Consider the following 13,722-nt stretch of genomic DNA (forward strand, 5'->3'; position numbering starts at 1 on the left):
GCTGACACAGGCGCCAGTAGCCGCGGGTCACCGGAACTGTCGGTGGCCCGCGGTTTACTGATTCCATGGCCGACCGGGAGTCACCGCGCGACGTGGTGCGGGCCGCATGTGCGACGTACGGCGAGGACGCGGTGATCGACTGGTGCGTCGCCTTCCTGACCGGACAGATCCCGGGTGAGGCGGCGTACGGCGCCGAGTTGCCGAAGCTGGTGGCGATCACCGGGTCGGAGAATCCGGGTGGCTGGAAGGCGCCTGTTGATCCGGTCAACTACTACTGCATCCGGGTGTGGGCCGCCCGGGTGTTCTTGTACGTGTGGCGCGACGACGTGGTCGACGCGCTGATGGTCGCGGCACGGGATCCTGCCTGGCGGGTCCGGGAGCACGTCGCGCGGATCACCGCACAGCGCGAGCTCGGCCAACTCGTCGACGCCCTGCTCCCGATGCTCGATCACGAGCTGCCGAGGGTTCGTGCGGCGGCTGTGCGCGCGATCGGCGCCGCGGGGGAGTACGAGCACGCCGACGCGATCCGCGCCCTCGCCGACGATCCCGATCACACCGTCCGCGCGGCTGTCGAGCGCGCGCTCGCGAACCTGGAGGACCGCCTTGACCGACCGGTCCGCTGATACCCCGCAGTCCCGCCGCTTCTAGTCGGACAGGGCGGCGCGGAGTTTGCCGGCGTACTCCTCGGCCTCGGCGGTGTCGGCGTACTTGGTTCGCGGCCAGAAGAAGCCGCGCAGGCCGTCACCCTTCGTGCGCGGTACGACGTGGACGTGCAGGTGCGGCACCGACTGGGACACGACGTTGTTCACGGCAACGAACGACCCCTGCGCGTCGAACGCGGTCCGTACGGCGGTCGCCACCGAGCGGGCCGCGCCGAACAGCGGGACCATCACCTCGTCGGACATCTCGACCATCGTCGGAACATGGGTCCGCGGAACGAGCAACGTGTGCCCTTTGAACACCGGCCGGATGTCGAGGAACCCCACGACCTCCGGCGTGTCCAGAACGATCTGCGCCGGCGTCGTACCGGCGATGATGGAGCAGAAGAGACAGTCCGCCATATCGTCAACCTAGCTTCTCGTCGACGAAGCACCAGCGCCACGTCTCACCCGGCTCGAAGCTGCGCATCACCGGATGCTTGCTCTCGTCGTGGTGCTTGCTCGCGTGCTTCATCACCGACGAGTCGCAGCACCCGACGTGACCACACCCCAGGCAGAGCCGCAGGTGGACCCACGAACCTCCTTCGGCCAGGCACTCCTCGCAGCCGTCCGGTGTGTTCGGCGTGACCACGACCGGTGCCTGTTCCAGGTGCTCGCACGCGCCACCCGGCGTCGTCTTCGGCTTCAGGTCCTCGGAGCGGCCGCCGACGTCGTCGTCCTCGTCGCGGTCCAGGATCGACTCCTCGATGTCGAGCGCGTTCTGCGCCCGCTGAAGCACCTCGTCGGCGACCATCCCGGCGTCGCGGACCTTCAGGATGTGGGCGCGTTCCGCCTCGAGCATCGCGATCCGCAGCCGCCGGTACGCCTCGCTCGGCGTCTCGTACTCGGTCTCCGGCCGCCCCAGCCGCTCCCACGCGGCCTGCGCCCGCGCCTCACCCCGCTGCCGCAGTACATCGAGAACCGCGGGCGGGTCCGTCGGCGTCGAGAGCTCGTCGAGCTTCGCGATCGCGGCGCGATGAGCACCTTGCAGTACGGCGGCCTCCTGCAACGCGTCCTCCGCGGGATCCGGTCCCGGCAGGCGCAGGCGACGTACCAGCCAGGGCAGCGTCGAGCCCTGGACGAGCAGCGTGCCCGCGGTGACGGCCAGTGCGATGAACACGAGAACCTCGCGATGCGGCGTGTCCTCGGGCAGCGTGAAGACCGCGGCCAGGGTGACCACGCCGCGCATCCCGGCCCACGACACCACGATCAGCGCACCGCGCGAAACGGGTCCGGGACGCGAGGGGCCGAGGAAACGCCGGGACAGCATCGTGGTCGGGATGATCCAGATCGGCCGCAGCAGCACCACCGCGACGAACACCGCGACCGTCGTGGCCGCGATCAGCCACGTCGGCAGCGGGCTCTCGGTGAGGTCGTCGAGGATCCACCGGGTCTGCAGCCCGATCAGCAGGAAGACCGTGTTCTCCAGCAGGAACTGGAACGTCCGCCAGTTGGTCCGCTCCGACATCCGCGACTTCGCCGACTGGATGATCGGGGCCTTGTGGCCGAGGAACAGGCCGGTGACGACGACCGCGAGAACACCGGATGCGTGGACGTAGTGGTTCTCGGCCGCGATGTAGGCGATGAACGGCGCGGTCAGGCTGAGCGTGGTGTCCAGCACCGGATCGGTGAACCGGCGCCGGATCTTGGCGAGCACGAACGTCACGACGATGCCCACCAGCACGCCGCCGCCGGCCGCCCGCAGGAAGTCGAGGCCGACGTGCCACACCGTGGGCGCCACCAGGGCGGCACCGATCGCCGTACGCAGGCAGACCAGCGCGGTCGCGTCGTTCATCAGGCTTTCGCCCTCGAGGATCGTGACCACGCGGCGGGGCAGACCGACCCGTTTGGCGATCGCGGTCGCGGCGACCGCGTCGGGCGGCGCGACGACGGCGCCGATCGCGAACGCGGCCCAGAAGGGCAGTGGTTCCTGGCCGATCGACTCCGCCACCCGCCCGAGCAGCCACCAGGCGACGACGCCGACGCCGAGCGCGGTGAACGCGACCAGGCCGACGGACAGCAGCCCGATGGACCGCCGGTGCTTGGAGAAGTCGACCAGGCTGGTCTTGATCGCGGCCGAGTACAGCAGCGGCGGCAGGAACCCGACCAGCACGACCTCGGGCTCGAGCTCGACCCGCGGGATGAACGGCAGGTACGACGCGGCGACCCCGACGACGACCAGGAGCAGAGGGGCCGAGAGCCCTATCCGCCGCGCCAGCGCGGCGACACCCGCGACGACGGCGACGAGGGCCACGACCTCGATCGCGATATGCACGGGCACAGTGTCGCAGCGCGCCGCGGTTTCCACCCAACCGTTCGCCCACGGCTGAGCATCGGATCTGGTCATCGCCTGACCTGTCCTCTAGCGTGTGCGAAGCGAGATCCGTCGATCACTTGGGGTGACTGATGCGTCGTGTGCTTTCGCTGGCCGGTGTGGTCGCTCTGCTGCTCGCGCCGGTGACACCGGCGACCGCTGCCGGCACGGTGACGAACGGATGTGTCGCGTCGGTGCCGGAGCCTGGTACGACGACGCCCGTACGGATCTGCTACTCGCTGTTCAAACCGGCAACCGCCTCGGCCCGGCACACCGTGCCGCTGATCTTCCACAGCCACGGGTGGGGCGGCAGCCGGACCACCGATCCGGCCGCGTTCAAGGCCTGGCTCGACGCGGGCTTCGGCGTACTCAGCTTCGACCAGCGCAGCTTCGGCCAGAGCACCGGCGTCGCGCACGTGATGAACCCGGACTACGAGGGCCGCGACGTGGTGAAGCTCGTCGACCTGGTCGCAAGCCTGGACTGGGTCACGAAGCAACGCCCCGGCGATCCGCTGATCGGCGCCATCGGCGGGTCGTACGGCGGTGGGTACCAGTTCGCCGGCGCCTTCACCGAACTTCGTGACAGCGGACGGACCCGGTTCGACGCGCTCGCTCCGGAGATCACCTGGTGGGACCTCAAGCAGAGCCTTGCGCCGCAGGAGGCCGCCCGGACGATGTGGCTGTCGATCCTGTTCGCGGGCGGCGGCACGCATCTGCCGCCCGCGGTGTCGGCCGCCTTCGTGGCACTCATCACGACCGGCACCTGGCCGGTCGGGAAGGCCGGGCGCGATCTCGACGCGTTCTTCGCGCACAACGGGCCGGCCTGGCACGTGCAACAGGGCCGCAAACTCGATCTCCCGGTGCTGTTCGGGCAGGGCATCTCCGACAATCTGTTCAACCTCAACCAGGGGCTCGCGAACTTCGACCGGGCACTTACCGCGCGGGCCCGGGCCGGGTCGATCTTCGTCGGGTACAACGGCGGTCACACGCTGCCCAGTGTCGTACCGCCCGGCTACGCGACCGCGGGCGACCCGTGCTCGATCGCGCTCGGATCACCCAGTTTCTCGAGCCTGTCGATCCGCTTCATGCAGCTGCAACTCCTGCACCGGTCGACCGGCCTCACCGGCTTCGGCGCGTACCACCTGTCGACCGCCGACGGCCGTTGCCTCACACAACGGAGCCTGACGCCGAACAAGCGGTACCCGCTCGGCAAGATCGTCGCGCCGACCGGTGTCGGACTGCCCGTCAACCTGCCGATCGCCAAGGGCCCGATCACGATCGCCGGCACGCCCACGCTGACCGCTGACGTCTACACCGTCATCCCGCGGTCCGCGGCGTACTTCGCGCTGAGCGTCGGCAAGAACCCGCTCACCGCGAAGATCGTGCAGAACAACACCATGCCGTTGCGCGAGAGGTACACGGCCCGCGGCGTACGGCGCACGATCGAGCTCCCCGCCATCGCCGTCGACGTCCCGGCCGGCCAGAACCTCTACCTCACGGTGGCCCCGATCGCCGACATGTACGCCGGCCAACGCGGCCCGCTCCCCGGCGTGATGATGCTCAAGAACGGCACGCTCAGAGTTCATCTAGCTCGGTAGCACGACGACAACTGTGAACCAGGCAAGGCCGGTCAGCCAGATCACGCCGGCGCCGGCCGACCACCAACTGCGCGCCTTCACCCACCACGGCAGGGCGGCGAGCAGCAGTACGCCGGTCCACGGGGCGAGGTGCGGTACGCCGAGGAGCAGCCGCGCCGGGAGCACGTCGTACTCGGACCACAGCAATGCGCCGAACGAGCCGAGGAACAACAGCCCAAGCACCGGTGGCAGCACGTTCCACAGTCGCACACGGCGGCGGACGATCGCGTGGACGATCCACCCGAGGATCCAGCCCACCACAAGGAGCACGAAGAGCGCCGCGGGCACGATGGGCAGGTAGCGACCGTCCGTCGCACCGGCCGCGGTTGCCGCGAGCCGACTGGTCAGATGCAGATCGATCGGCCGCACGACCTGGTACGGCGGTTCGTGCTGGCACTGCTCGAGTGATCGACCGGGCTGATCGAGCCAAGCCGTCACCACAGTGCGGCCGCAGCGACTGGACAGCACGACCGCGTGTCCGATTCCGGCGAACTCGACGAACTGCCGGTGCGGCAGACCGGCCGACGCGCTCTGAGCGGTCTGCGCCGGCGTGATCGGATCCTGAGCACCCGCCAGAACCAGGGTGGGCTGAGTGAAGTGCACAGGTTCGCGGGTTGCTGCGGGGGAGCGGAGGAGCCCGAGCTGCCCGCAGACCACGTCGTCCGCGGCGAGCCAGGCGATCACCGGGCGGGCGTGGCGAGCTCCCGCCGTACGGTAGGGGACCTCGTCCTGGCACTGCATCAGCCAGTACTGGCCGAGATTGTGGCTCACCAGCTCACCGATGCCGACGGCAACCAACGTGTTGAGTGCGCCGTACCTGCCCTCGGCGAGTTGGTGGAGGAGCAGCGGCAGGATCGGGAGCAGGTCGACCTCGTACGCCGCGGAGTGCACGAGGGTGACGAGATCGTCGCCCGTCAGACGGTACGTGCGGGATTCGTTGGTGACCGGGTTGTGGCCGGGGACCGCTTGTGGATGCGCGTCGAGTTGAGCGGCTGCCTTGACCAGGTCGGCGTAGGCGTCGGGGCCGAGGCTGGTGCGGAGGCCGTCGTACCCGTTCTGGGCGAAGTCGACGGACGGTGGGCTGAACGAGTCGAGCACGACAGCGTCGACACCCGCCGGATCGAGGGTGGCCAGTTGCGCCATCACGCCGGTCGACCAGGACAGGCCGTAGAGCGACCAGTGCGGGTAGCCGAGCGCGACGCGGAGGTCCCGGAGGTCGAGTGCCGCGGCGCGGGCCGTGTAACCGCGGGGATCCCCGCCGGAGCGGCGGAAGTCGTCGAGGCAGGTGCGCATCGCCGCGGCGACGGTGTTCGCCTCGGCGTACGGGTCCTCGGTGCGGGTGAACATGTCCGCGAACCGCTTGTCCGCCTCCTCGCAGTCGAGGTCGGGGGTCGCGCGGTCGCCGCCGCGTTGCTCCACCAGTACGACGTCGCGGTCGGGAGCCAGGCCGGCGAAGAAGTAGGCGAGCTGGATCGTTCCTGAGCCGGGTCCGCCACCCATGAAGACGAGCGGCGGCTTCTTCGCGGCGGCCTCGCGTGCCGGTACGACGACGTACGGGATCGTGATCGTCCGCGTGGCCGGCGCGTCGCGGTTCTCGGGGACCTCGAGGCGGCCGCAGCGGGCGCCGGCAGGCACCTGGACGAGACAGTCCTCCGCCGGCAGTGCCGCCGGCGTCGGTGGTGTGAGTACTGCAAGGAGTGCAGCGACCGCCCCCAGTCCGCGCACCTCGGTTATCTGATCTTGTCGAGGTGGGTCTTGTAGACCGTCAGGAACGGCTCGTCGGTGGAGACTGCGCCGACGAGCCAGTCGCAGGTCCGGCGAGCGGTGGCGATCACGTCGGGCGGGTAGCTGTACTTCACCTGGTGCTCGGCGAACTCGTCCTCGTCGTCGATGAACACGGTCCCGTCGCGGCGCTTGATCACGTCCAGGTCGAGATCGATCATCGTCACCACGTCCGCGGAGAACTCGACCGGCGTGGTGATGTCCGCGTAGATCTCGGTGTACCGCGGCTCATCGTTGAAGATCGCGGTGAACCACATGTCCCGCGGGAACAGTTGCACATGCGCCTGCTCCTGGGTCACCACCGGCTCGTCCCCGCGCTGCGACACGGACCCCGCCGGCGCGCCCAGCCAGAGGCCGTACTCGTCCTCGCCCAGATACCGCATCCACTGATGCCAGTGCAGCTTCTCGTCGAACTTTCGGTACACCACCCGGACATCACGCATGACCTAAACCTATCGGCCGCCGGGTCAGCGGCGGTTGATCTGGGCGACGATCGTGGGGTCCTTGATCGCCGTGTCGTTCGCGAGCAGGAACGCCTTGCTGAGCACCAGGCTGAGGACGGGGTCGTCGTCGAACGGGAGGAACAGCTTCTGCGCCTGGCTGTCGCGAGCGGCGACGATGCAGAGGTACTGGTCGTTCGGTGACATCAGGATGTTGCCGCTGCCCAGATGAATCCGATAGGTCCGCAGATCGCCGCGCACCGTCAGGTAGCGGTCCTCGAACTCGCACCGGTCGGCGATGGCCAGCCGCGGGACGAGTTGTTCGAGCACCTCGCGGCGGATCTCGCCGGCCGCGGACAGTTCGCCGAAGCCGAACGTATGCCAGTACGTCTCGAAGCGGCGCTCGGTCCCGCGGTCGAGCCATTCCGGATCGGCGCCGATCGACGTGACCGCGACGAACAGGTCGACGTCGCGCAGCGCCTCGGTCAGGACGAGCGGCGGCACCTCGGCGAGCTCGATCGTCTCATCGGTCCGTACGTCGACGAACCGCACCTGATCGCTGGTGCAGTACGGGTAGAGGTCGGTCGCGGCCGGCTCCTGGTCGTGGATCGGGTCGAAGTAGAACTCGGCGCGGATCCCGGCTGCGTCGAAGGTACGCCGGGCGACGCCGTGGTCGATACCGTCGTCCCACCACGCGACCGCGACCGGCGCCCAGCCACGCCCTTTCATCAGCGCGCGGGCCTGGACCTGCCCGAAGACGTGACCGGCGAATCGGTTCGAGTACACGCGGGTCTGTTCCTCGGCGGGCGTGAGCACGTAGAGCTCGCGGAACGCCTGCTTGAACGGCTGAACGACCTGCTGCTCGAGCAAGTACCGTCGCCAGGCGCGTACGTCGTCCGCGGTCGCGTGGATCGGGTGCCAGAGCCGCACCTCCGCATCCGGCGGGATCGCGGCCTGCTGACCCGAACTCGTGACCACCGTCGCGGCATCGAGTGGGACTCCGACGACGTCCGGCCCGTCCGGGGTGCTGAAGACCCAGACCAGCGTGCGTGTCATCCGGCCGGTGATCGGATGGTCCAGGTACCAGGTGCGCCAGTTGTCGAGTGGCCAGCGGCGGTCCGCTGCCATCAGGCCGTCCAGCCGCACGCGCTCGCCGGCGATCGTCTTCCGGATCGCCTTGAGCTCGTTGCGGAGCGCGGCGAGCGTTTCAGCCTCGGTCTGTTTCACGTCAGGCGGCACCGATTTCCGGGGCGTCTGCTTCTCGTCGACGTACAGAAGGGTTGCCGTTCTTCCGTCCACCACGAGCTCGGCCGATCCCCGCGTCAGCGGTTGTCGGCGCTTGCCGTCGGCGTCGAGGTCATGGGTTTCGACGGCGCGTTCGAGCAACTGGTCGCGGGTCAGTCCCTGCGCGGATGCCAGCGCGTCGATGGCCTTGCGGACCTGCCTCAGCAGCGTCCCGTGGCGAACGGAACGCTCGAGCGCGAGCAGCTCGGTGATCGACGACGCACCGCCGATATCGGCCATCGCCTGCGCCGACGAGTTGGCGAGCCGGAGGCTTCGGGGATTGCCGAACTGGCCTCCGATCACGGTCACGGTCTTGACCGCGAGCCGCCGAAGCTGCGGCAGGAGCGTCGGGTCCCGCAGTACGCCGGCGATCGCGACAACTCCACACAGGAAGGCCTCATTGCCCGCGGTGACGTAGCGAGTGACGGCGGTGGTGCGCCGCGGCTCGATATCGGCTGCGTCGAGAGCCGCGTCGAGGAGGGCGCCGATGAGAGCCGCGGGCTTGGACAACAGGCCGGTCACGCGCTCGGCCTCGGTGAGCCACTTCTTCGCGGGCTTGCCCTGGGTGGGAAACGCCGCGAGGAGATCGAGCACCGCCGCGCGCGCCTCGGCCGGTTCGTCAGCTGTCTCGAGCGCGCAGCGCAGGCGAGGGCCGATGTCGTCCCCCTCGTCGATCAGGTCGACGCGGAGCCCCTCTTCAGGGCCCACGAGTTTCCGCAGCCTCGTCGCCGTCGCCGCGTCCTGAACTTGCTCGGCCGCACGCGCGAGCAGTGGTTTCAAGAGTTCCTGCTCCGCGCCCGGGAGTGCGGCGTACGCGTGCTCGATCTGGCGGCTCACCGCGCGGAGAGCCTCGCTGCTCCGCCAACCCTGGGACTGCTCGAACTGGCCGATGCGCGGGGTCAGTAACCGCTCGATGTGCGCCGCCGACAGCTGGAGGCGCTTCCGCGCGATCACCAACAACAGTTGGGCGCAGTGATAGCTGTTGACCCGATCCGAGACGGTGAGAATGCACTCCAGCCGCAGGGCGTCCGGGGCCTGCAGGATCACCTGGATCTCGGGCATAGCCCGAGCATCGGCGTCAGCTGTCCACGACCGGCCCCGCAGGGCCTGCAGCGCCGCGGCCACCAGCGTGGCGGCCTCACTATCGCCTGCCACGCTCAGCCACCGACCAGCTGGACCAGGCGCACGAAGCGGATGTCGGAGTCCGCGGTCAGCTCGAGTTCCTCGTCGAGCTCGGTCACCTGCCGGTCGTCGACCAGCACGAAGAACCCGTTCCGCCCGAACGCCTCGATCGCCCGATCGGCCTGCTGCTCCCAGTCGAGGTGCCGCTGCTGGTCCGGCTCGGCGTTCAAGCGCGCGACTTCCTCCCGGACGCGCGTCCGGACGAGGTCGCGCAGCGTGATCCTGCTCGACACCAGCTCCAGCAGAGTCGTCGTACCGACCCGCCCTGCCCCCGACACCTCGACGATCTTCACCGTGATCCCCACCGCCGCAGCATAGTCAGCCCTCCGCCCATCTCTGGGCCCAATGCTCCTGCAACTTGATGCAACTTTGCTGTGGGGAGTGGACCGATCGCGGAATGCGACGGAGGATGGTGGCGTGCCGGCCCAGAGGTCGTCATCGTGACCGGCTCTCGTTGGTTCAGGGGGGCTCCTAGCCGACGGGAGCCGGTTACCGTGCGAGCGCGCGGATCTGTTCGAGGTACGGCTTGTACGCCGTGACGAACGGTTCTGCCGTGGTGATGACGGTGGCGAGGTGGTCGCAGGTCGCTCGAGCGGTGGCGATCACCTGGGGAGGGTAGTTGTAGCGGACCTGGTGCTCGTGGAACTCGTCCTCGTCCATCACGCGCACGGTGCCGTCGCGGAGCAGGCGGATGTCGAGGTCGAGGTCGACGGCGGTGACCGAGTCGACGCCGAACTCGGCCGGCATCGTGATGTCGCAGTAGATCGCGGTCTGGTGCGGTTCGTCGTTGAACAGAGCGCTCCACCACTGGCCGTGCGGGAACAGCCGGACCCGGTGGTGGTCGATCGTGGTCCAGCTGCCGTCGGCGCGCTGCCCGCGGGTACCCGGGGCGGAACCGACCCAGAGGCCGTGCTCGTCCTCGCCGAGCCGGACCGCCTCGACCAGGCGATGCGGCTGCCCGTCGTACTTCCGGAACAGGGTCCTCACCATCTCCACACGATCACCCTAAGTGAGACCCAGCACACCTCCGAACCAGGCACACCCGGCGGGCGTCTTGGAGTCTGAGATATAGACTCAAGCATTCGAGGACGACCCGCAGGAGGAGCTCGATGCGCGTGCTGGAGACGGTAGAGGGTCCGGCGGACCTCAAGAAGCTGACCGATGAACAGCTGACCGATCTGGCGACCGAGATCCGGGACGTGCTGGTCGAGACGGTGACCCGCACCGGGGGCCACCTCGGCCCGAACCTCGGCATGGTCGAGGTCACCCTGGCGATGCACCGGGTGTTCGACTCCCCGCGGGACCGGCTCCTGTTCGACATCGGCCACCAGGCGTACGTGCACAAGCTCGTCACCGGCCGGGCGGGGGACTTCGGCACGCTCCGTCAGCAGGGCGGCCTGTCCGGATACCCGAGCCAGGCCGAGTCCGAGCACGACGTGATCGAGAACTGCCACGCCTCGACCGCCTTGTCGTACGCCGACGGCCTGGCCAAGGCGTACCGGGTGCGCGGCGAGGACCGGCACGTGGTCGCGGTGATCGGCGACGGCGCGCTGACCGGCGGTATGGCCTGGGAGGCGCTGAACAACATCGCCGCCGCCAAGGACCTCAACCTCGTCATCATCGTCAACGACAACGGCCGGTCGTACAGCCCGACCGTCGGCGGCCTCGCGACCCACCTCACCAGCCTGCGGACCAACCCGCGGTACGAGAAGGTCCTCGACCTGATCAAGAAGAACCTCGGCCGGACGCCGTACGTCGGCCCGCCGATGTACGAGGTGCTGCACGGCGTCAAGAAGGGCCTGAAGGACATGCTCGCCCCGCAGGGCATGTTCGAGGACCTCGGCCTCAAGTACGTCGGTCCCGTCGACGGTCACGACCGGCAGGCGCTCGAGGACGCGCTCCGCAACGCCAAGGCGTTCGGCGGCCCGGTGATCGTGCACGCGGTGACCAAGAAGGGCTTCGGGTACGCCGCCGCCGAGCAGGACGAGGAGGACAACCTCCACCAGATCCGCCCGGTGAACAAGCCGCGCGGCTGGACGGACGTGTTCTCCGACGAGCTGATCAAGATCGGCCACCGGCGGCCGGACGTGGTGGCGATCACCGCGGCGATGCTGCACCCGACCGGACTCGCGCCGTTCGCGGAGGAGTTCCCGGACCGGATCTTCGACGTCGGTATCGCCGAGCAGCACGCGGTGACCAGCGCCGCCGGCCTCGCGCTGGGCGGCCTGCACCCGGTCGTCGGCCTCTACTCGACGTTCCTCAACCGCGCCTTCGACCAGCTGCTGCTGGACGTCGCACTGCACAGGTGCGGCGTGACCTTCGTCCTCGACCGTGCGGGCGTCACTGGTGATGACGGCCCGACCCACAACGGCATCTACGACATGTCCCTGGCCAACCTCGTCCCCGAGCTGCGCCTCGCCGCTCCGCGGGACGGCAAGCGGGTCCAGGAGCTCCTGAACGAGGCCGTCGCGGTCGACGACGCCCCGACGGTGCTGCGCTACGCGAAGGGCGAGGTGTTCCCGGACATCGAGGCGATCGACCACGTCGGGGAGATGGATGTACTCCATCGATCAGGCAAGGACGTGCTGCTGGTCGGTATCGGCGCGATGGCGGCGACCGCGATGGAGGTCGCGCAGCGCCTGGAGGCGCACGGCTTCGGTGTCACCGTGGTCGACCCGCGCTGGGTGAAGCCGGTGAACCCGCAGCTGGTCGAGCTGGCCAAGGAATTCGAGCTGGTCGCCACGATCGAGGACAACGGCCGCGCCGGCGGCTGCGGCACGATGATCGCCCAAGCGCTGCGCGATGCAGGAGTCGCGACTCCCTTCCGCGACTTCGGCGTACCGCAGGAGTTCCTCGAGCACGCCAAGCGCGCCGTCGTACTGCAGGCGATCGGGCTCACCGGCCAAGAGGTGGCCCGGGAAATCACCGAGCAGCTCACGCAGCAGGCAGAAGCTCTGAGCGAGCCGGACACCGCCGGCGACCGCCCGGGTACGTAGCAGGGGACCGTGGCCGAGGCAGGGCGACACAGCCGCCACGCGGCCACGCGCCGGCGTTCGCGCGTCTGGCCGGTCCTGCTGTCGATCGCCCTGGTTGCGGTCGCGGTGGCCGGCGGTCTCGCCCTGCATCGCTCCAGCCAGACCGACGGCCGCGCCGCCGACGCCACCACCAACACGCCGACGGTCGACCAGGCCGCGCGATCGGCGGCCGTCGACCAGGTACTGCGGCGCCGCTCGGAAGCGGTCCTCGCCGGCAACGAGCAGGCGTTTCTCGCCGACGTCGACCCCGGCAACAAGCGGCTCGTCGCGAGCCAGCGGACCCTGTTCACGAACCTGCGCCAGTTCGGATTCGCGAAGCTCACCTACCAGCAACTGGCCCAGCAGTACGACGACACGATCGCCCAGAAGTACGGCCCGTCGACGTACCTCGTGGCCGTCGCGATGACCTACCAGATCCGCGGCATCGACCTGGTCCCGGTCCGCGCGATGCTCGGCTACACCTTCACTTCCCGGCCCAACGGCACCTGGATGCTGGTCTCCGACTCCGACCTGGACCAGCGCCTGCCGCGCGGCTCGCATCAGGAAGCGTGGGACATGGACGCGGTCCTCGTGAAGCGCGCTGCCCGCGTTCTCGTGGTTGTCGAGAAGGGCCAGGACGCCCTTGCGGACAAGCTGGTCAAGATGTCGCTCAGCGCGGTGCAGGCGGTCTCGAAGCGCTGGCCCGGCGGCTGGAACGGATCGGGTGTGGTGATCGCGCTCGACGACAAGTTGGTCCGCGGCGCCGACTACACACAGCCGAAGAACGCCGAGGACGCGCTCGCGATGGCGACCTGGGTGTACCGCACGCTGCCCGGCGAGGTCACTGGCGAGGGACAGCGGGCCGACTCGTACGTCGTCGTGAATCCCCACAACCGGAACAAGGTCGACGCCCGCACGCTGGCCCACGAGTTCACCCACGTCGCCACCGCGCCGTACGGTCCGTACGGCCCACGCTGGCTGGTCGAAGGTGCCGCGACGTACGTCGAGTTCCTGCCGATGGACGGGCAGAAGGACCTGGCGATCAAGGAGTACCGGCTGGACGTGCGGACGAAGTACCTGGCGAAGGCGAAGAGCCTGCCCGCCGACGACACGTTCTTCGACCAGGCCGACAGTTCGTACCCGTTGTCCTGGCTCGCGCTCGACTACCTGTTCACGCGGTTCGGCGGGGTCGAGGTCGGCACGCTGTACCGGGAGCTGGCCGCGCTCGGCTCGACGCAGAAGGAACGCGACCGGATCATGCTCGAGCATCTCGGGATGACCGAGGCGGGACTTTTCGCCGCCCTCAAGGCGGCAGCCGCAGCGTAAAGCGGCGAGCGTCGAGTAGGGTAGCCCGGCTGCAACGATCGGGTA

11 protein-coding genes are annotated in these 13,722 nt (G+C 69.1%); 4 read left to right on the forward strand and 7 right to left on the reverse strand.

Annotation, left to right across the window (positions count from 1 at the left end; all coding sequences use genetic code 11):
- The first annotated feature begins 65 nt into the window (after window positions 1–65).
- Window positions 66–623 (forward strand): HEAT repeat domain-containing protein, encoded by a 558-nt coding sequence (locus EV647_RS31195; protein WP_134009363.1) that lies wholly within the window; start codon window positions 66–68, stop codon window positions 621–623.
- A 21-nt stretch (window positions 624–644) separates the two neighbouring features.
- Here EV647_RS31195 and EV647_RS31200 read toward each other — a convergent pair whose 3' ends face one another.
- Together EV647_RS31200 and EV647_RS31205 are read right to left on the reverse strand one after the other, a co-directional pair.
- The gene (locus EV647_RS31200; RefSeq protein WP_134009365.1) at window positions 645–1,061 is read right to left on the reverse strand and encodes an HIT family protein; all 417 of its coding nucleotides are present in this window, start codon (window positions 1,059–1,061) and stop codon (window positions 645–647) included.
- A 4-nt stretch (window positions 1,062–1,065) separates the two neighbouring features.
- The gene (locus tag EV647_RS31205) at window positions 1,066–3,045 is read right to left on the reverse strand and encodes a Na+/H+ antiporter (protein WP_202870813.1); all 1,980 of its coding nucleotides are present in this window, start codon (window positions 3,043–3,045) and stop codon (window positions 1,066–1,068) included.
- Window positions 3,046–3,104: 59 nt separating this feature from the next.
- On the opposite strand from EV647_RS31205, the gene EV647_RS31210 reads away from it, so the two are divergent.
- Window positions 3,105–4,610 (forward strand): CocE/NonD family hydrolase, encoded by a 1,506-nt coding sequence (locus EV647_RS31210; protein WP_134009367.1) that lies wholly within the window; start codon window positions 3,105–3,107, stop codon window positions 4,608–4,610.
- Here EV647_RS31210 and EV647_RS31215 read toward each other — a convergent pair.
- The 5 genes from EV647_RS31215 to EV647_RS31235 form a co-directional block, all read right to left on the reverse strand.
- The gene (locus tag EV647_RS31215; protein ID WP_134009369.1) at window positions 4,599–6,374 is read right to left on the reverse strand and encodes an alpha/beta fold hydrolase; all 1,776 of its coding nucleotides are present in this window, start codon (window positions 6,372–6,374) and stop codon (window positions 4,599–4,601) included. The two genes, EV647_RS31210 and EV647_RS31215, sit on opposite strands and share 12 nt — an antisense overlap.
- A gap of 5 nt (window positions 6,375–6,379) precedes the next feature.
- Window positions 6,380–6,874 carry a DUF402 domain-containing protein gene (locus tag EV647_RS31220; protein WP_134009371.1) on the reverse strand — a complete coding sequence of 165 codons (495 nt, stop codon included), beginning with the start codon at window positions 6,872–6,874 and terminating at the stop codon, window positions 6,380–6,382.
- A gap of 24 nt (window positions 6,875–6,898) precedes the next feature.
- Entirely contained in the window at window positions 6,899–9,310 is a 2,412-nt protein-coding gene (locus EV647_RS31225) for a DUF4132 domain-containing protein (RefSeq protein WP_134009373.1), read from the reverse strand.
- 2 nt (window positions 9,311–9,312) lie between these two features.
- Window positions 9,313–9,642, reverse strand: coding sequence for a hypothetical protein (locus EV647_RS31230; protein WP_202876369.1), 330 nt, complete (start codon window positions 9,640–9,642; stop codon window positions 9,313–9,315).
- A 184-nt stretch (window positions 9,643–9,826) separates the two neighbouring features.
- Window positions 9,827–10,327, reverse strand: a complete 501-nt coding sequence (locus EV647_RS31235; protein WP_134009375.1) for a DUF402 domain-containing protein — start codon at window positions 10,325–10,327, stop codon at window positions 9,827–9,829.
- A gap of 119 nt (window positions 10,328–10,446) precedes the next feature.
- On the opposite strand from EV647_RS31235, the gene dxs reads away from it, so the two are divergent.
- A complete protein-coding gene (gene dxs / locus EV647_RS31240) occupies window positions 10,447–12,333 on the forward strand; it encodes a 1-deoxy-D-xylulose-5-phosphate synthase (RefSeq protein WP_134009377.1) in 1,887 nt (628 codons plus the stop codon).
- A 9-nt stretch (window positions 12,334–12,342) separates the two neighbouring features.
- The gene (locus tag EV647_RS31245; protein WP_134009379.1) at window positions 12,343–13,677 is read left to right on the forward strand and encodes a hypothetical protein; all 1,335 of its coding nucleotides are present in this window, start codon (window positions 12,343–12,345) and stop codon (window positions 13,675–13,677) included.
- Window positions 13,678–13,722: the final 45 nt, after the last annotated feature.

The sequence above is a fragment of the Kribbella sp. VKM Ac-2566 genome (genome assembly GCF_004366005.1).
Lineage (GTDB): Bacteria > Actinomycetota > Actinomycetes > Propionibacteriales > Kribbellaceae > Kribbella > Kribbella pratensis.